This window comes from Lentzea sp. NBRC 105346 (assembly GCF_030269605.1).
In the GTDB taxonomy this organism is placed as follows: Bacteria; Actinomycetota; Actinomycetes; order Mycobacteriales; family Pseudonocardiaceae; genus Lentzea.
Genome location: NZ_BSTQ01000008.1, coordinates 44,864 through 69,270 on the forward strand (window position 1 = coordinate 44,864; position 24,407 = coordinate 69,270).

Annotated in this window: 14 protein-coding genes; 8 read left to right on the forward strand and 6 right to left on the reverse strand. The window is 68.6% G+C overall.

All coding sequences use genetic code 11. The features are described from left to right. The first annotated feature begins 28 nt into the window (after positions 1 to 28). Together QSK35_RS18480 and QSK35_RS18485 are read left to right on the forward strand one after the other, a co-directional pair. Entirely contained in the window at positions 29 to 4,315 is a 4,287-nt protein-coding gene (locus tag QSK35_RS18480) for a non-ribosomal peptide synthetase (RefSeq protein ID WP_285747727.1), read from the forward strand. Beyond that, positions 4,302 to 5,987, forward strand: coding sequence for a beta-ketoacyl synthase N-terminal-like domain-containing protein (locus QSK35_RS18485; RefSeq protein WP_285747728.1), 1,686 nt, complete (start codon positions 4,302 to 4,304; stop codon positions 5,985 to 5,987). The genes QSK35_RS18480 and QSK35_RS18485 overlap by 14 nt, the downstream gene beginning before the upstream one ends. Here the strand turns inward: QSK35_RS18485 and QSK35_RS18490 are convergent. Beyond that, on the reverse strand, positions 5,923 to 7,332 hold the full coding sequence (locus QSK35_RS18490; RefSeq protein WP_285747729.1) for a flavin-containing monooxygenase: 1,410 nt from the start codon (positions 7,330 to 7,332) through the stop codon (positions 5,923 to 5,925). The genes QSK35_RS18485 and QSK35_RS18490 overlap by 65 nt on opposite strands. A 52-nt stretch (positions 7,333 to 7,384) precedes the next feature. Between QSK35_RS18490 and QSK35_RS18495 the strand changes: the two genes are divergently transcribed. Continuing rightward, positions 7,385 to 7,984: a TetR/AcrR family transcriptional regulator gene (locus QSK35_RS18495; RefSeq protein ID WP_285747730.1), complete on the forward strand. Its 600-nt coding sequence runs from the start codon at positions 7,385 to 7,387 to the stop codon at positions 7,982 to 7,984. Here the strand turns inward: QSK35_RS18495 and ctaD are convergent. Beyond that, on the reverse strand, positions 7,955 to 9,718 hold the full coding sequence (gene ctaD, locus QSK35_RS18500) for an aa3-type cytochrome oxidase subunit I (protein WP_285747731.1): 1,764 nt from the start codon (positions 9,716 to 9,718) through the stop codon (positions 7,955 to 7,957). The genes QSK35_RS18495 and ctaD overlap by 30 nt on opposite strands. 136 nt (positions 9,719 to 9,854) lie before the next feature. Beyond that, positions 9,855 to 10,661 carry a slipin family protein gene (locus QSK35_RS18505; RefSeq protein ID WP_352244116.1) on the reverse strand — a complete coding sequence of 269 codons (807 nt, stop codon included), beginning with the start codon at positions 10,659 to 10,661 and terminating at the stop codon, positions 9,855 to 9,857. A gap of 73 nt (positions 10,662 to 10,734) precedes the next feature. Between QSK35_RS18505 and QSK35_RS18510 the strand changes: the two genes are divergently transcribed. Continuing rightward, on the forward strand, positions 10,735 to 10,983 hold the full coding sequence (locus QSK35_RS18510; RefSeq protein WP_285747733.1) for a three-helix bundle dimerization domain-containing protein: 249 nt from the start codon (positions 10,735 to 10,737) through the stop codon (positions 10,981 to 10,983). A 156-nt stretch (positions 10,984 to 11,139) separates the two neighbouring features. On the opposite strand, the gene QSK35_RS18515 is transcribed toward QSK35_RS18510, so the two are convergent. Then, positions 11,140 to 15,396, reverse strand: coding sequence for a glycoside hydrolase family 2 TIM barrel-domain containing protein (locus QSK35_RS18515; protein ID WP_285747735.1), 4,257 nt, complete (start codon positions 15,394 to 15,396; stop codon positions 11,140 to 11,142). A 225-nt stretch (positions 15,397 to 15,621) separates the two neighbouring features. Here QSK35_RS18515 and QSK35_RS18520 point away from each other — a divergent pair, with 225 nt between their 5' ends. The 3 genes from QSK35_RS18520 (at position 15,622) to mshC (ending at position 20,227) form a co-directional block, all read left to right on the forward strand. After that, positions 15,622 to 16,719: a DUF5009 domain-containing protein gene (locus QSK35_RS18520; RefSeq protein WP_285747737.1), complete on the forward strand. Its 1,098-nt coding sequence runs from the start codon at positions 15,622 to 15,624 to the stop codon at positions 16,717 to 16,719. A 25-nt stretch (positions 16,720 to 16,744) separates the two neighbouring features. Continuing rightward, the gene (locus QSK35_RS18525) at positions 16,745 to 18,772 is read left to right on the forward strand and encodes an MMPL family transporter (protein ID WP_285747738.1); all 2,028 of its coding nucleotides are present in this window, start codon (positions 16,745 to 16,747) and stop codon (positions 18,770 to 18,772) included. Positions 18,773 to 18,988: 216 nt separating this feature from the next. Continuing rightward, positions 18,989 to 20,227 (forward strand): cysteine--1-D-myo-inosityl 2-amino-2-deoxy-alpha-D-glucopyranoside ligase, encoded by a 1,239-nt coding sequence (gene mshC / locus QSK35_RS18530; RefSeq protein WP_285747741.1) that lies wholly within the window; start codon positions 18,989 to 18,991, stop codon positions 20,225 to 20,227. 60 nt (positions 20,228 to 20,287) lie between these two features. Here mshC and QSK35_RS18535 read toward each other — a convergent pair whose 3' ends face one another. Beyond that, positions 20,288 to 22,096: a S8 family serine peptidase gene (locus QSK35_RS18535; protein WP_285747743.1), complete on the reverse strand. Its 1,809-nt coding sequence runs from the start codon at positions 22,094 to 22,096 to the stop codon at positions 20,288 to 20,290. A gap of 615 nt (positions 22,097 to 22,711) precedes the next feature. On the opposite strand from QSK35_RS18535, the gene QSK35_RS18540 reads away from it, so the two are divergent. Beyond that, positions 22,712 to 23,806, forward strand: coding sequence for a S1 family peptidase (locus QSK35_RS18540; RefSeq protein ID WP_352244120.1), 1,095 nt, complete (start codon positions 22,712 to 22,714; stop codon positions 23,804 to 23,806). 63 nt (positions 23,807 to 23,869) lie between these two features. Here the strand turns inward: QSK35_RS18540 and QSK35_RS18545 are convergent, their stop codons facing one another. After that, positions 23,870 to 24,358, reverse strand: a complete 489-nt coding sequence (locus QSK35_RS18545) for a GbsR/MarR family transcriptional regulator (RefSeq protein ID WP_285747745.1) — start codon at positions 24,356 to 24,358, stop codon at positions 23,870 to 23,872. Positions 24,359 to 24,407 lie beyond the last annotated feature (49 nt).

Sequence of the window (24,407 nt, forward strand, 5' to 3'; positions counted from 1 at the left end):
GAACGGCACACACGCGTGGTGGGGAACGATGAAGACCTTGCTGAAGCTGTTCACCGAACAGGTTGTCCGCACTCCCGACGCCCCCGCGTTGATCGCGGACGGCGAACAGGTGTCCTATATGGACCTGTACGTCCGGGCGGGTGAGATCGCGCGCACATTGAATCTCACTCCGGGCCGGCTGGTGCCGGTCGATATTCCGCGCTCGATCGAATTCGTGGTACGGATGCTGGGAGTTCTGCTGGCCGGCGGTGTGTACGTGCCGATCGACCCGCGGTGGCCCGACCTGCGACGCAAGTTCATCGAACGTGACATCGCGGGGCACTGCGACCCCGAGTTGGCGTATGTCATGTACACGTCCGGCTCAACGGGCCGGCCGAAAGGCGTGACGGTCACACAGGAGAACGTCGCCGCGTTCGCCCAGGATCCTTGCTGGCACAAACAAGAACGCGTGCTCGCTATCGCATCACCGGCGTTCGATGCGTCTACATACGAGATTTGGGTGCCGTTGCTGAACGGCGGTACTGTGGTCCTCGCGCCGCCATGCGACATCGACATCGCCCTTCTGCGGCAACAGATCGGAGAACACCGAATCACTTCGCTTTTCCTCACGGCCGCATTGTTCGACGTGGTCGCGCAGGAGGATCCGGCCTGCCTCAACGGTGTCACGCGCGTCCTCGCGGGTGGCGACGTCGTGTCGCCGACCGCGGCGCGCAAGGTGCTCGACGCGTGTCCCGGCATCGAGGTCTACAACGCTTACGGGCCAACGGAAACGACGGTCTTCGCCTGCCATCACAAGGTGACCGACACGAGCAGTCCGCTGCCCATCGGCAAACCCTTGCAGGGTGTGGAAGTGCATGTCCTCGACGAGAACCTGAGACCTGCTCGGGAAGGCGAGCTCCACCTGGGCGGTTCACGCGTCGCCAAGGGGTATCTCAACCAGCCCGAGCTGACGCGGGAACGCTTCGCCGGCGGGCGGTACCGCACGGGTGACCTGGTGCGGCGGCGGTGGGACGGCTCGCTCGACTTCATCGGGCGAAGCGACCGGCAGGTCAAGATCCGCGGGTTCCGTGTCGAGCTGGGGGAGGTCGAGGCGGCGCTCGCCGAGTTCGGGCCGAACACGACGGTCGTCAGGGACGGCAGGCTGATCGCCTACCTGGTGCCGGGGGACGATCGCGACGTGCGGCGCGAGCTGGCGAAGACGTTGCCGGACTTCATGATCCCGCACACGATCGTCACCATGGACCGGCTGCCGCTCACGACGAACGGCAAGGTCGACCGCGCCGCTTTGCCGGTCGCCGGAGAACCTGGCGAAAGCCTGGTGTGCCGGCTCGTCCGGGAAGTGTTGCACCTGGCAAGGGTCAGTGAGGGCGACCGGTTCCTGGACATCGGTGGCGACAGCATCAGCGCGATCCGCCTGGTCAGCCGGGCGCGGGCGCACGGTTGCGCCTTCACGGTCCGCGACGTGATCACCAAGACGATCGGTGAGCTCGGCACCCTGGCGACGCCGGCCCCCGAACCGGTGCCCGCCGTGGCGTTCGGGCGCGAGCTGCCGCTGACCCCGTTGCAGGAAGGCATGTTCTTCCACAGCCTGCTCGAGGAGGACTGCTACGTCGTGCGGGTGACCGTCCCGTTCGACCGGCCATTCGACGCGACGCGGCTGCGCGCGGCCGTGGACCGCCTGATCCACCGGCACCCGGCGCTGCGGCTCGGGTTCCGCAACCACGCGGACAGCGGCCCGGTGCAGTACATCGCGGACACGCCGCAGCTGCCGCTGCGCTTCGATCCGGACGGCCGCGACCTCCACATCACGTTCCACCACCTGCTGCTCGACGGCTGGTCGGTGCCGGTGCTCGTGCACGATCTCAAAGCGCTCTACGACGGACGGGAGCTGCCGCCGCCCGCCGACTTCCGCGACCACCTCGCGTGGCTCGTCACCCACGACCAGAAGCCGGCCGCCGAGGTGTGGCGTGCCGCGCTGGCGGGGGTGGAGGAACCGACGCTGGTCGCCGGTCGCGCCGGCGAGTTGCCGCACGAGGCAGTGTCCGCCGAGCTGACGACCGAGCATCGGGGGATCACGCGGAACACGGTCGTGCAAACCGCGTGGGCGTTGCTGCTGGGCGTCCTCACCGGACGCGACGATGTGGTGTTCGGTACGACGGTCTCCGGCCGATCGCCCGACGTCGAGCGGGTCGGCGAGATCGTCGGTTGCCTGATCAACACCGTGCCGACGCGGATTCGCCTGCGACCGGACGAGACGCTGCACGACCTCATGGTCCGCGTCCAGGCAGAGCAGGCGGAACTGGTGCCGCACCAGCACTTCGGGCTCCCCGCGATCCAGCGCGAGACCGGCCCGCTGTTCGACACCGCGATCGTCGTGGAGAACTTTCCGGGCAGCGAGACCTTCACGGCCGTCAGCGCGCCGCACTACCCGCTGGCGCTGGTCGTCACCGGCAACGAGGCCCGGCTGACGTACCGGCCGGACCTGTTCAGCCGCACCGAGGCCGAGACGATCCTGCGTCGCTTCATCCGCTTCGCGACGGCGGACCTCACCCGTGACGTCCGCGAGATCGACGTCCTCGACGCGGCCGAGCACCGGCTGATGGCCGAGGCGAACGCGACGGCGCTCGCCGTGCCGAAACGCACGCTGCCCGACCTGTTCACCGACCAGGTCTGGCGCACACCGGACGCGACGGCGGTCGTCTTCGAGGGCACCGAGCTCACCTATGCGGAGCTCGACGCGCGCGTGAACCGGTTGGCGCGTCTGCTGATCGCCCGCGGCGTGCGGCCGGGTGACCGGGTCGCGCTGCAGCTGCGCCGGTCGATCGAACTGGTCACGGCCGTGTTCGCGGTGACGCGCGTGGGCGCCGCGTTCGTGCCGATCGATCCGGACTATCCCGCGGAACGAATCGCGTTGCTGCGCGAGGACGCCAGGCCGCGGCTCGTGCTCGGGGATCTCGTCACAGAGGACCTCGATTCGGCAGGGTTTCCGGAGACGGCACCGGACATCGCCGTGCCGCTGGACGCCACGGCGTACGTGATCTACACGTCCGGTTCCACCGGCCGGCCCAAAGGTGTCGAGGTCACGCACCGCGGTGTCGCGGGACTGGTGGCCGGGCGGCTCGCGGGTCCGGGGGACCGCGTGCTGCAGTGGACTTCGCCGAGCTTCGACGTCGCGTTCTGGGAGATCGCCGGGGCGTTGCTCAACGGCGCCACGCTGGTGATCGCCCGGACGCTCGACGCGACCATCGCGAACCTCGGGTTCACGCAGATCACTGCGCCCCCGTCGGTGCTGAAGTCGTTGCCGGACAACGCGATCCCGCCGGGAGCCCTGGTCATCGCCGCGGGCGAGGCGTGCGACGAGGAGACCGTCGAGAAGTGGTCGCACGGCCGGCGGATGATCAACGCCTACGGCCCGACCGAGACGACCGTGTTCGCGACGATGGCCGAGGTCTGCGCGGGCCAGGGCAAACCGCCGATCGGCCGGCCGATGCCGAACACCCGCGTGCGCGTGCTCGACACCTGGGGCCGTGCGGTCCCGGTGGGCGTCGCGGGCGAGCTGTGGGTGAGCGGGCCGTGTGTGGCGAAGGGATATCTGCACGGGCGGGAGTTCGAGGGCACCTACCGCACCGGTGATCTCGTGTGCTGGCGGCCGGACGGCCTGCTCGAGTACGTCGGCCGCACCGACGAGCAGGTGAAGATCCGCGGGTTCCGGATCGAGCCGGGCGAGGTCGAGTCGGTGCTGATCCGGCAATCGGGTGTGTCGGCGTGCGCGGTGATCGCGGCCGACGGCCGGCTCGTGGCGTTCTTCACCGGCGACGCGGTGCCCGCGCGGCTGCGGGCGCGCCTCGCGGGCGAGCTGCCCGCCCACCTGGTGCCGTCGGCGTTCCGCCGGATCGCGGAACTTCCGTTGACGCCCAACGGAAAGCTCGATCGGCGCGCGCTCGCCGGGCTGAGCCGGATCGACGTGGGCGCGTTCGTCGCGCCGCGCACGGCGATGGAGAAGCGCATCGCGGCGACGTGGGGCGAGACGCTGGGCCGCGAGCGCGTCGGGGCCCGCGACAACTTCTACGACCTCGGCGGCGACTCGCTGCTCATGGTCAGGTTGCAGGCGGCGCTCGCCGTGGCGCTGGGGCGGGAGATCCCGATGGCCGATCTGTACGCCCATCCGACGGTCGCGGGTCTCGCGGAGGTGCTCGACTCCGGGCGTCTCGGGGCGAGCGAGGCCGTCATGGTTTCCCGCGCGCGCCAACGCGCGGCGTGTCAACACGCGGCCCGGCGCGGCCGTGCCAGGAAGGAAGACCATGAGCACCACTGACATCGCCGTCATAGGTCTGATGGCCCGGTTGCCGCAGGACGTCCGTGAGTTCGACGCGGCGTTCTTCGGCTACTCGGCCGAGGAGGCCGCCGACCTGGACCCGCAGCACCGGATGTTCCTCGAATGCGCCTATCACGCGGCGGAACGCGCGGGTTACGTGCTGGAGAGCTGGGACGGCGTCGCCGGGATCTACGGGTCCGCGAACGTGAGCTGGCAGTTGCTCGCGCGCCCGCGTCCGGGCACGGAGTCGTTGTTCGGCAACACACCCGACGGGCTCGTCGCCAGGGCCGCGTACGAGCTCGACGTCACCGGCCCGTGTGTGACGGTGCAGGCGGCCTGCGCGTCGTCGCTGGTCGCGGTGCACATGGCGGCGCAGGACCTGCTGGGGTTCCAGTGCGACCTCGCGCTCGCCGGAGGTGTGTCCATTGAGGATGCTGGTTCCGGGGTCGGCATCGTGGTGCTGCGCCGGATGGCCGACGCGCTCGCGGACGGCGACCACGTGCACGCCGTGATCAAGGGTTCGGCGGTCGCGAACGACGGCAGACGGCGGGCCCGTGCGTCGGGCTGCGGTGCCGCCGGGGCTCGTGAGGCGGCGTTGGGGGCGCTCGCGGCGGCGGGGGTCGAACCGGACGATGTCGGGCACGTCGAGCCGCACGTGCCCGGTGACCGCACCGAGACCGCGACGCTGAGCGAGGTCTACCCGGCGGCGTTGGTCGGGTCCGCGTCGAACCCTCGGCTCGGCCAGGCGTCCGGGGTACTGGCGCTGATCCAGACCGTGGTGGCCGTGGAGCACGGGTGGGAGCCGTCGGTGGCGGGCTTCCCGTCCGTCGGGTCGCGGCCCGCGGGCAGCCTGGCCGCGGTGGCGGCGGCCGGATCCGGTGGCGCGCACGCACATGTCGTGCTGGCGCAGGCGCCGCCGGCGGACGTCGTGCCGGTGGAGCAGGAGTGGCACCTGGTTCCGTTGTCCGCCAAGACTCCCGCCGCGCTGCGGGTGGTGACCGACGAGCTGCGGGAACACCTGGCGTTGCACGAGGTGCGGCTCGCGGACGTCGCGCACACGTTGCAGGTGGGCCGCAAAGCACTGCCGTACCGCACTTTCGCCGTGTGCCGGGACTTTGACGTGGTCACGGGGCCGGTGCGCACGCCGGACTTCTCGTCGCTGGTGTTCTCGTTCACCGGTGAGAACATCGCCGCGGACGTGCTGACCGCGCATCGCCTGATGACGGCCGGGATCCAGCCGGTCGCAGTGCTGGGGACCGGGTTCGGCGAGTACTCGGCGGCCTGCGTCGCCGGGACGCTCACGCTCGACGAGGCCGTCGCGCTCGCGAAGGCCCGTGGCAGCGAGGAGCGGTACGAGAAGGCGGTGTGCAATGCTCAGCCTCGTGCTGGGCAGTTGCCGCTGCTCTCCGGATCGACCGGCGCCGTGGTCACCGAGGACGAGGTGACCGATCCGCGGCACTGGCTCGCTCTCGCCGACGACCTGTGCCCCGCGGTGCCGCAGCTGGGCGCGCTGGTCGTCGATGTGTCCACTGTGGTCGATCAGCGGTCGTTCCTGGAGACCGTCGGTTCGCTGTGGTCGCGCGGAGTGGACGTCGCCTGGGAGGCGATCACCCCGGCGGGAGTTCGGCGGGTGCCGCTGCCCGGATATCCGTTCGAACGGCGGTGCTGGTGAGGTAGTCGTCGGGGGCGAACTCGCGGATGCGTCGCGTCATCCGGATCGTCGACCACGGCCACATCGTGGAGTTGCGGCCGTTGGCGTCGAGGTAGTAGCTGACGCATCCGCCCGCGTTGTAGACGGTCCGTTGTAGCGCCCGCTGCACTTCGGTGTTGAACGCCTCCTGCACCTCCGGGCGCACGTCCACGACCGGCCAGTCGCGGTCGCGCATGCTCCTCAGCGCGCTGGTGATGTAGTTCAGCTGCGTCTCGATGATCGTGAACGCCGACGAGTGGCCGGTGCCCAGGTTCGGGCCGAGCAGCAGGAACAGGTTCGGGAATCCGTGCACAGACGTGCCCAGGTACGCCTGCGGGCTGCCCTGCCACACGTCGGCGAGCGAGCGGCCGCCCGCCGTGACCTTCTTCGCGATCGGTGGGTCACTGAAGTGAAACCCGGTAGCGAAGATCAGAGCATCCAACTTTCGTTCGACCCCGTCACCGCCGATCACCCCGTTCGCGGTGAACTCGCGTACCGCGTGTGGCAGGACCTCGACGTTCGGCCTGGTCAGCGCGGGGTAGTAGGTGTTCGACATCAGCAGGCGCTTGCAGCCGAGCACGAAGTCCGGTGTGAGCGCGGATCGCAGCTCACGATCCTTAATGGCTCTCGCAAGAGTTAGAACCCCTAACTGTTGCACGACCTTCATGCACGCGGGATGGCGAAACCCGAAGCTGAAGAGCTCTAACAACCCATAGACCACCTTGCGCGGGAGCTTCAGCGTGGGCTTCGGCAGCACCCAGGCCGGCGTGCGCTGGAACAGGTAGAGCCGCTCGACGAGCGGCTGGATCTCGGGCACGAACTGGATCGCCGACGCGCCCGTGCCGACCACGGCGACGCGCTTGTTGGTGAGGTCGTAGTCGTGGTTCCAGCGCGCGGAGTGGAAGACCTCGCCGCCGAAGTCGCCCGGCAGGTCCGGGATCAGCGGCTCGTGCCACGGCCCGGTCGCCGAAACGATCGCCCTGGCGGTGATCTCGCCGTTGACGACCCACCGAGCGCCGTCCCACTCGGCGCTCTCGACCTCGACGCCGTAGCGCGGCTCGATCCCGTGTTTTGAGGCCGTTCGCCGCAGGTAGGCCAGGATCTCCGCCTGGCCGGCGAACGCGCGTGACCACGTGTCCGGCGCGAACGAGTACGAGTAGAGCGACGACGGGATGTCGCACGCGCAGCCGGGGTAGGTGTTGTCGCGCCACGTGCCGCCCAGGTCGTGCGACTTCTCCAGCACCTCGACGTCGAAGCCCTGCTCGCGCAGCCGGATGGCCGCACCGATTCCCGCTGGTCCCGCTCCGATCACGAGTACGTCCGTCACAGATACCGACGGTATTTCGATACCGGTGGTCTGTCAACGTATGATCGACGGCGTGGCCAGGTTGACCCGCGCGGAGAGTCAGGCGCGTACCCGTGAGCTGCTGAGCGAGACCGCGCAGCGGCTGTTCCTGCGGGACGGCTACCACGCCACGTCGCTGGAGAAGATCGCCGACGCGGCGGGGTTCTCGAAGGGTGCGGTGTACTCGAACTTCAGCGGCAAGGACGAGCTGTGCCTGATCGTGCTCGACGCCCTGTACGCGGAGCGGATCGCGGCGATCGCCTCGGTGTTCAGCGCCGGAACGCTGGACGAGCGGCTGGCGGCGTTCGAGGCCTACGCGGAACGCATGATCGGTGACGAGCCGCGCACCCAGTTCGAGGTCGAGTTCGCCCTGCAGGCGCGCAAGGACCCGGCGTTGCGTGCATCCCTCGCGCAGCGGGACGCGTTCGTCGCGGAGGCCTTGTCGGGCCTGATCGAGGCGCAGGTGCGGGAGCTGGCGCTCAGGCCGCTGCTGCCCGTGCCGGATGTGGCGCGGGCGCTGTTGTCGCTGGGGATCGGGCTGGGCGTGCAGCGGTTCGTGGAGGGCGCGCCGTCGATCCGCGTCCTCACCGACACGATGCGGGTGCTACTCGGTGTGCCCGTTGCGCTCGGTTGACGCCAGCACTTCCTCGGTGAGCTCGTCCTTGCCCACCCGGTGCTTGCCCGGTTTGACGAGCGAGAAGTGCGCCTCGTCGCGCATGCGCTCGACCATGTGCGGGTAGTGCAGCTCGAACGCCGGCCGCTCGGACCGGATCCGCGGCAGCTCCTTGAAGTTGTGCCGCGGCGGCGGGCAGGTCGTCGCCCACTCCATCGAGTTGCCGTAGCCCCACGGGTCGTCGCCGGTCGCCGGGTCGCCGTAGCGGTAGCTGCGGAAGACGTTCCACACGAACGGAAGCACCGACGCGCCAAGGACGAACGCGCCGATCGTGGAGATCGTGTTGAGCGTCGTGAACCCGTCGGACTCCAGGTAGTCGGCGTAGCGGCGCGGCATGCCCTCGTTGCCCAGCCAGTGCTGCACGAGGAACGTCGTGTGGAAGCCGAGGAACGTGGCCCAGAAGTGCAGCTTGCCCAGCGGCTCGTTGAGCATGCGGCCGGTCATCTTCGGGAACCAGAAGTAGATGCCGGCGTACGTCGCGAACACGATGGTGCCGAAGAGCACGTAGTGGAAGTGCGCGACGACGAAGTACGTGTCGGACACGTGGAAGTCCATCGGCGGCGACGCGAGCAGGATGCCCGTCAGGCCACCGAAGAGGAACGTCACGAGGAAGCCGACCGCGAACAGCATCGGCGTCTCGAACGTCAGCTGGCCGCGCCACATCGTGCCGATCCAGTTGAAGAACTTGATGCCCGTCGGCACGGCGATCAGGAACGTCATCAGCGAGAAGAACGGCAGCAGCACCGCGCCGGTCGCGAACATGTGGTGCGCCCACACGGCCACGGACAGCATCGCGATCGCCAGGGTCGCGAAGACGAGTCCTTTGTAGCCGAACAGCGGTTTGCGGGAGAACACCGGGAAGATCTCGGTCACGATGCCGAAGAACGGCAAGGCGACGATGTACACCTCGGGATGGCCGAAGAACCAGAACAGGTGCTGCCACAGGATGACGCCGCCGTTGTTCGGGTCGAACACGTGCGCGCCGAGGTGCCGGTCCGCCGCCAGGCCCATGAGAGCCGCGGTCAGGATCGGGAACGCCAGCAGGATCAGGATGGACGTCACGAGGATGTTCCAGGTGAAGATCGGCATCCGGAACATGGTCATGCCGGGCGCGCGCAGGCAGATCACGGTCGTGGTCATGTTGACCGCGCCGAGGATCGTGCCGAGACCCGAGACGGCCAGGCCCATGATCCACAGGTCCGCGCCGATGCCGGGGGAGTGGGCCGCGCTCGACAACGGCGTGTACGCGAACCAGCCGAAGTCCGCCGCGCCGCCGGGCGTGATGAAGCCGGCCATGACGGTCAGGCCGCCGAAGAGGAACAGCCAGTAGGAGAACGCGTTGAGCCGCGGGAACGCCACGTCCGGCGACCCGATCTGCAGCGGCAGGATGTAGTTCGCGAACCCGAACAGGATCGGCGTCGCGTAGAGCAGCAACATGATCGTGCCGTGCATGGTGAACAGCTGGTTGAACTGCTCGTTCGACAGGAACTGCAGCCCCGGCCGCGCCAGCTCGCCGCGCATCAGCAGCGCCATCACGCCGCCGGCCATGAAGAAGGCGAACGACGTGGTCAGGTACATGATGCCGATCTGTTTGGGATCGGTTGTCCGGAACAGCGACAGGAAGTAGGACCCCTTCGCGCGTGGCCGTGCCGCGCCCGGATGGGGGATCACCGGTGTTGGCTTGATGGTCGTCATTCCATTACCCCTTGTCCCTTCGGGGGCACGTCCTGCCGCTCGGAGAACATCGTCCTCCGGGTCAGACACCAGGGCAATCCATGGCCACCGTCCAGGCGGCGGCGACAGCCGTTACTGGGTCGTTGACCTGCGCTTATTACACCTCGGGGCCAATTTCGGTGGGCCTGTCGGGCTTGTCGGAGTTGTTCTCGATCGCCGAGTTCCGCTCCAGGAACCGCAGCAGCTCGACCGGGAACGGCAGGACGAGCGTCGAGTTCTTCTCCGCCGCCACCTCGACGATCGTCTGCAGCAACCGCAGCTGCAGCGCGGCGGGCGTCGCCTCCATCATCGACGCGGCCTCGGACAGCTTCTTCGACGCCTGGAACTCGCCATCCGCGGTGATGATGCGGGCCCGGCGCTCACGCTCGGCCTCGGCCTGCCGCGACATGCTGCGCTTCATACCCTCGGGCAGCGCGACGTCCTTGATCTCCACCCGGTCGATGTCGATGCCCCACGCCAGCGCGGGCGTGTCGATCATCAGCTCGAGCCCCTGGTTCAGGTGCTCCCGGTTGGACAGCAGGTCGTCCAGCTCGCTCTTACCGATCATGCTGCGCAACGACGTCTGCGCCACCTGCAACATCGCGAACCGGTAGTCCTCCACATTGATGACAGCCTTCGCCGGGTCGTGCACCTTGAAGTACACGACGGCGTCGACCCGCACCGTGACGTTGTCGCGCGTGATGCCGTCCTGCGCGGGGATCGGCAGCGTGACGATCTGCATGTTGACCTTCCGCAGCGAGTCCACGCCGGGAACGATCATGGTCAGGCCCGGCCCGCGCACCGCCTGCTGCAACTTGCCGAAGCGGAACACCAGGCCCTGCTCGAACTGCTTGATGACGCGGGCGCTCATCGCCGTGCCCAGGGCTGCGAAGCCCAGGACTCCCGCCAGAATCTCCAGGATCACGAGCCCCGCCTCCTTGAAGCCGGTCCTCTTGATCTGAGGGTACGCCCGCGACGGCCACGGGTACCCGAGTCGCATGACCGCACTCGAAGGCCACACCGTTCGAGACCCGCACGATCTGCACGCCAGGGTTGGCAAGCAGCTCGACCTGGCCGCCGAGGAGGTGACCCGGCGGTTCGCCGGCCGGGCCGACTACGAGTCGGTGCGCTCGGCCGTCGCCGAGGCCTACGAGGAGCTGGCGCGGGATGCCAAGTTCCAGTCCTTCCTGCCGATCCTGGCGGCGCGCGCCGCGCAGCAGCGACTCAACGAGCGCGTCTGTCCCTGATCACCGGCAGCTCAGTGTCGCCGCGCCCCCGTGGCGTGGACGTCGTTCGGCAATGCCGAACTCTTTCCGGTTAGCACGGGGCTGGTGAAACGGCGTTCGGCATCGTCGAACACCCCGGACGTCGTGCTGCCGTTTCCGCCGGGTCTACCCCCTTGATCACCGGCAGCTGAGCGTCGCCGCGCCCCAGTCCGCGTGGTCCCACGCCAGGCCGTCGCCGCCGTCCGTGACGACCAGCCGCAGCGTCCGCACCCCCGTGACGTCAACGTCGATCGGCAATGCCGAACTCTTTCCCGTCAGCACGGGGCTGGTGAAACGGCGTTCGGCATCGTCGAACACCTCGAACGTCACGCTGCCGTTTCCGCCGGTCTCGTCGTCAATGCCGACCGTGGCCGTGAGCCGCGTGCACGCCCCGCCCAGGTAGACCTCGACGGATGACACGGCGTGCGTGCCGATACCGGTGGCGAACTTCGCGCCGCGGATGCTGATCGGGCCGCCGTCGTCGGCCGCGTACTCGCCGTTGCTGCGGTCGCGCTCGACCGGGCCCCAGCCGTTGGACTGGCTGACGAACTCCAGCTTCGACACCTGCGTCTCGCCGCGGGGCGCGGCCGGCGTCGCGGCGAACTCCAGCGTGGCCGACACAGCCGCCGCACCGGCCGTGACCTCGGCCAGCACCGGACGGGCACCCACCGGCGTGTCCGGGCCGCGGGCCAAGGTGAACGGCACCGTCTTCGCGTCGGCGACCGTGCCCAGATCGATGGAAGACGGCGTGGCGGTCCAGCCCGACGGGGCGTTGATGGACGCACGCACGCCCTGCAGCGGCTGGCCGCACGGGTTGGTCACCACCAGGTCGACCGGGACCGACTGGCCGGGCTCCACCGAGGTCTGCGCGGCCTTCAGCGACGCCTGCGGCGTGCAGTCGACGCGGGAACCGAGCTTGCCGGTCACCACCTCGGCCGCCGTCAACGGCCGCAGCAGCACGGAGTACGCGTACTCGCTGGAAGCCTTGACCTGGTACTCGGGCAGCGGCGCGTGGAACGTCTCGCTCACGCCGGTCACCCGGTGGTCGATGTGCAGGGTCGTCCAGTTCTTGTTGCGCTGCAACGCGAACGGGTATGCGGCGCGGTCGAGGTCGTCGTACCGCGAGACCCGGACGTCCAGGTCGCCCGCCACCAGCAGGCCGCCGGTGCGGCCGTCGGTCAGCGTGGCCCAGCGGGTGTCGGCGTGGTTGCCGTTGTCCTGGGGCTTGTAGTAGTCCTGATGCTGAGCATCCACAGTGGACTGGTAGACGCCGACCGGTGTGCCCAGCTTGCGGTCGTCGTAGTTCTCGCCCGGACCGCGGCCGTACCAGGTGAACTTGCCGAACGTGTCCGGCACCTTCAGCGTGAAGCCGATGTTCGGCAGGTACGGCAGGTCGCGCATCTTGTCCGCCGCGGCCACCCGGTGTGTCACCTTGACCTCGCCGTCACCGGAGACGCGATAGGTGAACGTCTGGCCGAACGACGAGCCGGGCACACCCGAGGCGGTCGAACGGACCGTGATGATCGCGTCGTTGCCGTCCCGCGTGACGTCGACCGAGGATGGTGAGGTGCGCAGGCGGTCGAGGCCGTTGCGGTACCACGACGAGTCCTCGCTCTGGAACTCGTTCGACAGCGGCGCACGCCACGCGTCGAGCGCCGGGCCGGTCCGCAGCAGCTCGGTACCGCGCACGCGCATCGACGACAACGTGCCCGCGGCGCGGTCGAGCGTGTAGGTGAAGTCGCGGCCCGAGACGGTGACCTCGCGATCGGTCGAACGAACATCCACCGGACCGCGCGGCGCACCCGTGTGCAGACCCGCCACCAGCGAGCCGCCGACCGGGAACGACGCCACGCCCACGTCCGCACCGGTCTTTTTGCTCACCGCACGTGCGGTCAGCCAGCGTTCGACGGGCGCGGCGAACGACGGCAGCTTGACGGTGCCGACCCGCAACGGCTGCCGGTCGGCGGCGACCGTCCGGCCGTTCTCCTCGACCCGCCAACGGAGTTCGAGATCGTCGGTGCCGCTGAAGACGCGTTCCGAGGTGATCTGCAGAGCACCGTCCGAATAGGACATGTGGATGGGCGAGTGCACCGCGGCGAGCTCGGCGGCCTCCGGCTGGAGCCGGCGGTCCGACCACACGACGCCGTCCACACCGCCCGTGCCCGAGCCGTACGACTCGGCCTTGCCGCGGTCGAAGAGCTGCTCGAAGTCCAGCGCCAGCACGGCCGTGCGGGCGGGGTCCTGCGCGAGTTCGGACTCGGTCAGCGCGCGGTGGTAGATCCGCACCTGGTCGACGACGCCGTGCGCGAACCGCGTGGTGGCGTTCTCCTGCATCTCCTCGGGATCGCGGCCGATGTTGACCGGCTGGTGGCTGAACGAGATCTCGCCGGCCCAGTCGCGACGCCCGACCTCGCGTCCGTCGATCAGCAACCGCACGACCGAGCCGTCGAACGTGCCGCTGACGCGGTGCCAGTTGCCCGTCCAGTCGGCCGGGACCTTGGCGCGCACCTCGTGCCAGCCACCGCAGCCGTAGACGTGGAACTCCAGCGTGTCCGGTGAGGCCATCTTGAGCGCGTACTGGTGGTTGCCCTTGGCGATGACGGTGAAGTCACCGGTCCACGACGCGGGCTTCACCCACGCGTCGAGCGTCAGGCCGCGAGACACCTCGTCGAACTTCCGGTCGCGGTAGACCTCCACGAAGTCGTCGAGCCCGCTCAACGACAGCGCCTTGCCGACCTTGCCGTCCACTTGGGACGGTGCACCGGTGAGATAGGTGAAGATGTTGTTCGGCGACGAGTCGGGCGTGGTGATCAGCGGCAGCTCGATGTTCTGCTCGGCCCAGTCCCAGATGAAGCCGCCCTGCACCTGCGGGTACTTGCGGACGACGTCCCAGAACTCCTTGAAGTTGCCCAGGCTGTTGCCCATCGCGTGCGCGTATTCGCCCATGATGATCGGCTTCGTCGTCCGCTTCGCCATGTTCTCCAGGCCCGCGGGCGACGGGTAGCGCGGACCCCAGACGTCGGCGAACGGCGCGTCGCCGTCCGGCACGTTCGGCTGGTGGTACAGCGGCCGGGTGTCGTGCTTCCTTGCGTAGTCGGCCATCGCGTAGTGGGCCTTGCCAAGGCCCGCCTCGTTGCCGGTGTCCCACATGATCACGCTGGGACGGTTCTTGTCGCGCTGCATCATGGCGACGAACCGGTCGAGGAACGCCGCCTGGAACTCGGGCCGGTCGGCGAGACAGTCGGGGCACCCGTCGTGGTGGTGCGTCTCGCCGTCCATCTCGTCGGCGATCATGATGCCCTCGCGGTCGGCGAGGTCGTAGAAGTACGGGTCGCTGGGGTAGTGCGACGTGCGGACGGCGTTGACGTTCAGCCGCTTCATCAGCGCGACGTCGCGTTCCTGCTCCTCACGCGTCAGGTGCCGCCCGCCCTTGGCCGACGTCTCGGCGCGGTTGGTGCCCTTGATCAGCACGCGCTTGCCATTGATGAGGAACTGCTTGTCCCTGATCTCGATCTTGCGGAACCCGACGGGCTGCGTGCTGACCTGCTGCACCCGTCCGCCGGCGTCGAGCAGTTCGACGACGAGCGTGTAGAGGTTCGGCGTCTCGTCGGTCCACTTGGCGGGGTCGCTCACCCTGCCGTTGACGACCGGGACAAGTTTGCCGTTCGCGTCGTAGAGCGTTGTACGGGTCCAGTGCTTCGCCAGCGCGCCGCCGAGCTCGACGTCGACGGACAGCGTGGCGTCGCGGTACGCGGCGTCGAGATCGGTCTTGATCGTCACGTCGCGCAGGTACGCCTTCGGCGTCGAGAGCAGCCGGACCGAGCGGAAGATCCCGCTGAACCGCCACTGGTCGACGTCCTCCAGGTGTGACCCCGAACCCCACCGGTGCACCTGCACGGCGAGCGTGTTCTTCCCCGGCTTCAGATGCTTGGTGATGTCGAACTCGGCGGGCGTGTAACCGCCCTGGTCGTATCCGGCGTAGTTCCCGTTGACCCAGACGAAGTATCCGCTCGTGACGCCCTCGAACCGGAGCACCGTGCGGCGGGTCTGCCAGTCCTCGGGCACGTCGAACGTCTTGAGGTACGCGCCGGTCGGGTTGACGTCCCGCGGCACGCGCGGCGGATCGTCGGGGTACATCTCCGTCGGGATGTTGCGGAAGATCGGGTGGTCGAGCCCGCTGGTCTGCCAGGTGTGCGGCACGGAAACCGGTTTCCACCCAGGCAGGCCGTCGTTCTCGAACCCGGCGGGCACTTCCTGCGGACGGTCGAACATCCGGATGCGCCATTCGCCGTCGAGCGGCTTCACCCAGGGGGAGTCCGCCTTCGCGAGCGCCTCACGGACGGTCGAATACGGCGTCAGCTCGACGTGCGGCGACTCCTGGCCCTCCCCGGTCATCTGTGGATTTTCCAGATATGACTGGACATCCAGTCCGGTCGCCGCAACCGCTGAAGGGGTGACCGAGACCGTCAGGAGCACTGCCAGCGCGTACCGGAGCATGCCCCCGCACGCTAGGGAGATCATGACAACGTCGTCAACCCATGTCCGCTAGTTTTGTCTCATCGCGTTTTTTACCGCGTGAACGTGATCGATGGTGACGGCCGCGCGCGTCAGGATCGTCGGATGATCGACATCGGGATCCGCCAGCGGATCGGCTCCATCGACGCCCTGCGCGGGCTCGTCATGTTCGTGATGATCTTCGTGAACGACCTCGCCGGCGTGCCGGAGGAGATCGTGCCCGCGTGGCTGCGGCATCACGACAGCTCCTCCAGCGGCATGACCTTCGTCGACCTCGTCTTCCCCGCGTTCATCTTCGTCGTGGGCATGTCGGTTCCGCTCGCGCTCGACCGGCGGCCGGACCGGGTGCTCGGGCGCGTGTTCTCCCGCGCGGCGACGCTGATCGTGCTGGGCGTCATGATGTACAACGACGCGCCGGACCCGGCCCGCATGGGCATGTCCGAGGCGCTGTACATGGTGCTGATGCTCGGCGCCGGAATCCTGTTCTGCACCACGGTTCGCGTGCTGCGCGTCGCCGGGCTCGCCGGACTGCTGGCGTTGGCGTTCGTCTACACGACGAAGAAGGGCGCGCACGTCGTCAACCTCGACCCGTTCTCGATCAAGACCGGGTGGTGGGGGATCCTCGGGCTCATCGGCTGGTCGTACCTCGTCGCCGCGCTCGTGTACCTGCTGGTCCGGCACCACCGCCACAAGCGCGTCGCCCTGTTCGGCGCCGTGGTGCTGCTCCTGTGCCTCTACCCGATCGGCAAGATCGGGCCGTTCAAGGTGGGCGAGCTCGCCGCGCATTCCGCGATCGCGGTCGCCGGGGTCCTCTTCGTGACGTCGCTGACCGTCCGGTCCGCGCTGGTGTTCATCGCGGGGTCCGCGGCCGGAGCCTTGCTGCTGCAGCAGTTCTGGGGGATCAGCAAGGTGCACGCGACGCCACCGTGGTGCCTGTGGGCATGCGCGGTCACCGCGGCGCTGTGGCTGGTGCTGCACCGCGTTCCGGCCGGGATCCTGGCGGTGGCGGGTGGCAACGTGCTGCTGGCGTACCTGCTCAGCGAGACCTTCGTGCCGCTGCGGGAACTCGCCGGGATCAGCGAGTGGTACGACGGGCTCGGATCCACGCCGGCCGCGGGGATCGCGCGGTCGCTCGCGGTCGCGGTGCTCGTGCTCGCCGCGTCGATCGGGCTGAACAAGGTGGGATTCCGGCTCCGCGCCTAGGTCCGTGGGCGCCTAGTCTGTGGCGATGCGCTGGACGATTCCCGCGGTACTGGTGGCGTTGTGGCTTGTCGTCGGAGGTATCGGCGGGCCGTTGCAGGGCAGGCTCTCGGAGGTGCAGAAGAACGACAACGCGTCGTTCCTGCCGGCGAACGCCGAGGCCACCGAGGTCTCCGAGCTTCAGAAGAAGTTCGCCGAACAGCAGTCGCTACCCGCGATCGTCGTGTTCGAACGCGATACGACATTGTCGATCGACGACCTGACGATCATCACCAACCGCACGGAAGAGTTCCGCCACAACGACTTCATCGCCGGCCAGGTGTTCGGGAGGCAGTCAGAGGACAAGAAGGCCGTCCAGGTTCTGGTGCCGGTCAAGCCCGCCGGATCGCAGACCACCGAGCAGATCGCCCAGCTGCGCGAGCAGACGCGGAAGGACCTGCCGGACGGCCTCAACGCGTACGTCACCGGACCCGCGGGCATCCTCGGCGACTTCGCCAAGGCGTTCGACGGCATCGACGGACTGCTGCTCGGCGTCACGGCGATCGTCGTCGCGGTCATCCTGGTGATCGTCTACCGCAGCCCGATCCTGCCGTTCGTGGTGCTGGTCAACGCCGGGCTCGCGCTGAGTGCCGCGGTGCTCGTGGTCTATGGGCTGGCGAAGTCGGACGTGCTGACGTTGAACGGCCAGAGCCAGGGGATCCTGTTCATCCTCGTGTTCGGCGCGTCAACGGACTACTCGCTGCTGCTCGTCGCCCGGTTCCGCGAGGAGCTGCACGCCGAGTCCTCGCGCTGGCCCGCGCTGCGCCACGCGTGGCGGCAGTCGTTCAGCCCGATCATCGCGTCTGCGGGCACGGTGATCCTCGGCCTGATGTGCCTGCTGCTGTCCGACCTCAAGTCGAACAAGGGCCTCGGCCCGGTCGCCGCGATCGGCGTGGCCGCGTCCGTGCTGGCGACGCTGACGTTCCTGCCCGCGGTGCTCGCACTGGGCGGGCGCGCGGTGTTCTGGCCGTTCCGGCCGAAGCAGGGGACGGATCCGCACAGCCCGCGCTCGCTCTGGACGCGGGTGTCCGGCATTGTCGGACGCCGTCCGCGCTGGACGTGGGTATTGACCTCGTTGGTGCTGCTGGCCGGCGCTGCGTTCGTACCGCAGCTGAAGGCGACCGGCGTGCCGCAGACGGACCTGTTCCTGACGCCGGTCGAGTCCGTGACCGGCCAGGACGCGCTCAACCGGCACTTCCCCGGCGGAACCGGCTCACCCGCGGTGATCATCGCCCCCGCGGGCTCCGACACGGCCGCGAAGGCGCGAAACGTGAACGGCGTCGTGGACGTGCAGCAGAATCCGCGCGTCGTGGACGGCATGGTCGAACTGCGTGCGACATTGTCGAACCAGGCCGACAGCGCGGAGGCGGTCGCCACGCTGAGGGAGCTTCGCTCGACGCTGGACGCGAAGGTCGGCGGCGTGACGGCGATCCAGGTCGACGTGCGCGACACGGCCCGCCGCGACCTGCGGACGATCATCCCGGTGGTGCTCCTGGTGATCTTCGTGGTGCTGGCCCTGCTGCTGCGGGCTTTGCTGGCGCCGGTGCTGCTGATCGCGACCGTGGTCCTGTCGTTCGCGGCGACCCTGGGCGTCGCGGCCCTGGTCTTCGACCACGTGCTGGACTTCCCCGGCGCGGACCCGAGCGTGCCGCTGTTCGCGTTCGTCTTCCTCGTCGCGCTGGGGATCGACTACAACATCTTCCTGATGACGCGCGTGCGCGAGGAGTCACTCGTCCACGGCACTCGCGCGGGGACGCTGCGCGGCCTGACCGTGACCGGCGGCGTGATCACCTCGGCCGGTGTGGTGCTGGCGGCGACGTTCGCGGCGCTGTCCGTGCTGCCGCTGCTGTTCCTGGCCCAGATCGCCTTCCTGGTGGCGTTCGGCGTGCTGTTGGACACGCTGCTGGTGCGTTCGCTGCTGGTCCCGGCGCTGGCGTTCGACATCGGCGGACGGGTGTGGTGGCCTGCGCGCTTCCCAGCAGACGGAAGATCCACTCCGGAGGTCCGCACCGGTTAGATACCGCTGCGCGGCCTGACCGTGACCGGCGGCGTGATCACCTCGGCCGGCGTGGTGTTCGCGGCGCTGTCCGTGCTGCCGCTGCTGTTCCGCTGGTGCGATCGCTGCTGGTCCCGGCGCTGGCGTTCGACATCGGCGGACGGGTGTGGTGGCCCGCGCGCTTCCCAGCAGACGGAAAATCCACCCCGGAGGTCCGCACCGGTTAGATTCGGACCCATGCAGACCTGGTCATCGATTCCTGTGCCGCGTGTTCCGGGTGAACCCCGGCCGTTGCGGCTGTTCGACACGGCTACGGGCGAGGTTCGGCCCACCGCGCCGGGAGACACCGCCAGGTTGTACGTCTGCGGCATCACGCCGTACGACGCGACGCACCTCGGTCACGCGGCGACGTACCTCGCGTTCGACCTGGTCCACCGGGTGTGGCTGGACAACGGCCACGACGTGCACTACGTGCAGAACGTCACCGACATCGACGACCCGCTGCTCGAGCGGGCCGAGCGCGACCAGGACGACTGGGTCGTGCTCGCGATGCGCGAGACGGCGTTGTTCCGCGAGGACATGCAGGCGCTGCGCGTGCTGCCGCCGCGCGACTACATCGGCGTCGTCGAGGCGATGCCGGAGGTCGTCGAGATCGTCGCCAAGCTCCTGGCCGACGGCTTCGCGTACCGCGTGGACGATCCGGAGTACCCGGACGTCTACTACGCGCACAACGCCACGGGCCGCTTCGGCTACGAGTCGAACTACGACGAGCAGACGATGCTGCGCTTCTTCGCCGAGCGCGGCGGCGACCCCGACCGGCCCGGAAAGCGTCATCCGCTGGACGCGCTGCTCTGGCGCATGAAGCGCCCCGGCGAGCCCGCCTGGCCCTCCGAGCTGGGGGAGGGGCGGCCCGGCTGGCACATCGAGTGCAGCGCCATCGCCCACAACCGCCTCGGCATGAGCTTCGACGTCCAGGGCGGCGGCTCGGACCTGATCTTCCCGCACCACGAGTACAGCGCCGCGCACGCCGAGGCGCAGACCGGCCAGCACCCGTTCGCCCGCCACTACGTGCACGCCGGCATGATCGGCCTGGACGGCGAGAAGATGTCGAAGTCGCGCGGCAACCTCGTGTTCGTCTCGAAGCTGCGGGCGCAGAAGGTCGACCCCAACGCCATCCGGCTCGCGCTGTTCGCCGGGCACTACCGGGCGGACCGCGCGTGGACCTCGGACCTGCTGTCCGAGGCGGAGTCGCGTTTGGACCGTTGGCGTCAAGCCGCGGACCTTCAGGCCGGACCGTCCGCTGTGGACACGATCACCCGGCTGCGCGACCACCTGGGCAACGACCTGGACACGCCGAAAGCCCTTGCGGCGGTTGACGCCTGGGCTGCCGAGGCCCTCTCCACGGGTGGCAACGACACCCACGGCCCGGCCCAGATCCGCACCGCCGTGGACGCCCTCCTGGGCATCGCCCTGTAAGTGCCGTTATGGCCACCTTCACGGACCTCAAGTCCGTGAAGGTGGCCATAACGGTCGTCATTACAGGTCGAGCGTCCAGCTGTCGATGTAACCGGAGTCGAGGAACGCGGCGTCACGTGCCCGCAGCGTCCACGTGCCGTTCGCGGCCTCCGAGGACAGGTTCACCGTGTAGGTCTGGTGAATGTCGTCGGCGGACCCGCCGGAGCGGTTGTGCAGGTTGTAGACCGAGCCGTCCGGCGCGATCAGGTCGACGACGAGGTCACCCTTCCAGGTGTGCACGATGTCGACCTTCACCGTCGAGGTCGCGGACGCGTTGCCGGAGCAACCCGTGATCGCGATCGTCGAGGAGCCGGTGCCGAGGTCCGGGATGTTCACGTTGTTGCCGTTGGTCACCGGGGCGCAGCCGCCGCCGGTCGGGTTGACCGTCCACGTGAACGTGGTGCTGCCGGACTTGCCCGCGCTGTCGGTCGCCGTGGCCGTCACGCTCGACGTGCCCGCCGTGGTGGGCGTGCCGGTGATCAGGCCGGACGAGCTGGCCGACAGACCGGCCGGGAGACCGGTGACGGACCAGGTGTACGGCGGCGTGCCGCCGGACGCGGACAGCTGCAGGTTGACCGCCTGGCCGACCGTGCTGGTCTGGTTGCCGGGGTTGTTGACGGTCGGGTTACCGGGCTGGCCGCCACCGAACCGCGAGTACAGCAGACGGTTCGGCGATCCCGTGCCGGGGCTGGTGACCTTGTTCGGGGTGGACGCGTTGATCAGCGCGGTCTGCACTGCGGCCGGGGCGGCCGACGGGTTGGCGGCGAGGTACAACGCCGCCGCGCCCGCGACGTGGGGAGTGGCCATCGACGTACCGCTGATGGTGTTCGTGGCGGTGTCGCCGGTGCCCCACGAGGACGTGATGTTCACGCCCGGAGCGAAGATGTCGGTGCACGTGCCGAAGTTCGAGAACGAGGCGCGGGCATCGTTGTTCTGCGTCGCGTTCACCGTGATCGCGTTGGCCACGCGGGCGGGAGAGAAGTTGCACGCGTCGGCGTTGGAGTTGCCCGACGCGATGGCGTACGTGACGCCGGAGGCGATGGAGTTGTTGACCGCCGTGTCGAGCGCGGTGTCCACGCCGCCGCCGAGCGACATGTTCGCGACCGCCGGCTTGATGGCGTTCTGCGTCACCCAGTTGATGCCGGCGACGACGCCCGCGGAGGTGCCGGAACCCTGGCAGTTCAACACCTTCACGGCGACGATCTTCACTTCCTTGGCGAGGCCGTACTCCGCGCCGCCGACGGTGCCCGCGACGTGCGTGCCGTGGCCGTGGCAGTCGGAGTTGTTGCCGTCACCAGTGGTGTTGGTGCCCCACGACGCCCGCCCGCCGAACGTCTGGTGCGTGGTGCGGACACCCGTGTCGATGATGTACGCGTGCACGTTGCTCGCGGTCGTGTCGTACGTGTAGCTGTTGTCCAGCGGCAGATCCCGCTGGTCCACCCGGTCGAGGCCCCACGACGGCGGGTTGGGCTGCACTCCGTTGATCTTGACGATGCCGTCCTGCTGGACCCATGCCACCCGCGGGTCGGCGGCGAGCCGCGCGGCCTGCTGGGCGGACATCTTGGCGTGGAACCCGTTCAGCGCGTGCTGCCAGACCTCCTGGACCTGGCCGCCGTACTTGCTCGCCAGATCGCGGGACGTCTGGGGTGCGGCGGCCCTCGACACCGACACCTCGTTCAGCCCGACGATGTAGCTGTCCTGGACGCGGTCGGCGCGGTCGGCGCCGAGGATCGTCCCGACGAGCGGTGCGGCGGACACTGCGGGAACCACGGACGCGGCGAGCGTGACGGCGGCCGCCGCGGCCAATCCCATACCGACGATTCTTCGCATGGCAGGGTTTCTCCCTCGTGCAGGGAACTTTGGGGTCTCTGAAAGTAATCCCTGTACCGATGCCGTGGCGATACTGTCGAGAAAGGACATTCAACTGTTGCGCCGCCTGGCGGAACTGGGCTGCGAGTGTTCGGGGTAGTTTCCCGCCCGGCCTACTCTGTGTGGGTGTCGCGGCGCCAAAACCGCTGGTGAGAACCTGGTAGCGACCGTCTGCGCAGAACTCGCCGGTCAACCCGCTGATCGACCGGATTCATTGACAGAATTGGACAATCTACGGTCAACAATTCGGCGCAAGCGCTCTCACGTTCGTGACTGAAAGCCCTCTCGCATGTTTGCATTGGTCGACAATGCGTCATCCGTCGTGACGGACGGTCACGACAATAGGGAGACCGAGGGCATCAAGTAGTCCTATAACGGCAGAAAGCGCGTCGTCTACCCGTCGATCGGCCCTACCGGCGTCACGGAACGACTGCATAGCGTCACCCACAAGGAGGACCGAACTGATCGGGCAGTTCGGCCGCTGGGGACGCTTCCGGACTCCTCATCGTGGTGGCCCTGCTCGGTGTTACAGGCGGGTTCTCCGGCCCTGCAGCCGAACGAAGAGGAGAAGTGCCTATGAAGCGCATGGGTGTCGCGGTCGCAGCCGTGTTGACGGCCGGTGCATTCGCGACGGCTCCCCCTGCCGCCGTCGCCGAACCGTCCGCCGACCTGCTCGCCGCCGTCCAGCGCGACCTCGGTCTGAACCCGCAGCAGGCTGCGGAGAGGTTCCGTCAGGAGAGTGCCGCCGCGGTCATGCAGCACGTGGCGAGGGGTCTCGCGGGCGAGCAGTTCGCCGGCGCCTGGTTCGACGCCGCGAGCGGCAAGCTCGTGGTCGGCGTGACGGACGCGGCGAAGGCGGCCGCGCTGCGCAACATCGGCACCACGCCGAAGGTCGTGGCGCACACGGTCGCCGAGCTCGACGCCGTGAAGGCCAAGTTGGACGGTGTCAAGGCACCGGCCGCGGTCACCGGATGGTTCGTCGACGAACAGGCGAACACCGTGACGGTGAACGTTCAGCGTGGACAGGCGGATGTCGCCAAGTCCTTTGTGGAGAGTGCTGGGCCGCTCGCGCGGATCGTCGAGTCCGATGAGGCGCCGAGGCTGCTCAAGGACGTCCGCGGTGGCGACGCGTACTACATCAACAACGCGGGTCGTTGCTCGATCGGCTTCGCGGTCGAGGGCGGGTTCGTCTCCGCCGGGCACTGCGGTTCGTCCGGTGACTCGGTCGCCGGCGTCGACAAGACGCCGATGGGCGAGTTCGACCGGTCCTCGTTCCCCGGCAACGACTACTCGTTCGTGAAGACGAACTCGTCGTGGACGCCGACCGCCAAGGTCAACCACTACGGCGGCGCGGACGTCGTCGTGTCCGGTTCGACCGAGGCGGCCGTCGGGGCGTCGATCTGCCGGTCCGGTTCGACGACGGGCTGGCACTGCGGCAAGGTCCAGGCCAAGAACCAGACGGTGAACTACCAGGAGGGCACGGTCCAGGGCCTCACGAAGACCGACGTGTGCGCCGAGCCGGGTGACTCCGGTGGTTCGTGGGTCAGCGGGACGCAGGCCCAGGGCGTCACGTCCGGCGGGTCGGGCAACTGCACCAGCGGTGGCACGACGTACTTCCAGCCGGTCAACGAGATCCTGTCGGCCTACAGCCTGAAGTTGATCACGGGCTGATCGTCGTCCATGAGGGGAGCCTTCATGGACGTGAGGTCCATGAAGGCTCCCCTCATGGCAAGATCAACTCCTTTGGGACTCGAGCCACTTGGCGCGGTGCGCGCGCCAGCGGCCGAGCATCGCGGGCAGTTCGGCGTGGAAGAAGCGGAAGAACTCCAGCGACTCGCCGAGCCTGATGCCCGCTGGCGACTTCTCACCGACGGCGGCGATGCCCTCCTCGAGGGTCTCCTCCCAGAGCTTCCACATCGAGTCCTTCTTGATCGACGCCTCGTACCAGGCGTCGTCGCGCATCCGGTAGTAGTCCCGCCGCGAGCCCGGTTCCCGCTCGCGCGTCACCAGGTTGAGCTGGCCCAGGTAGCGCACGGCTCCCGACACGGCCGCCGGACTGATCTGCAGCAGGTCCGCGATCTCGGCCGCGTTCAGCCGGCCCGAGTCGGTGGCGAGCAGCGCGGCGAGGATCCGGGCGGGCATGCGCGCCATCCCGCTGTCGGCCATGGCGGCGCCGAACCGTTCGACGAACTGGCTGACTGCCTGCTGGTCACGCTCTGTCACCTGAGTCACCGCCGCATCATCTCTTCCAGTCGCCCGAACGAGCAATATT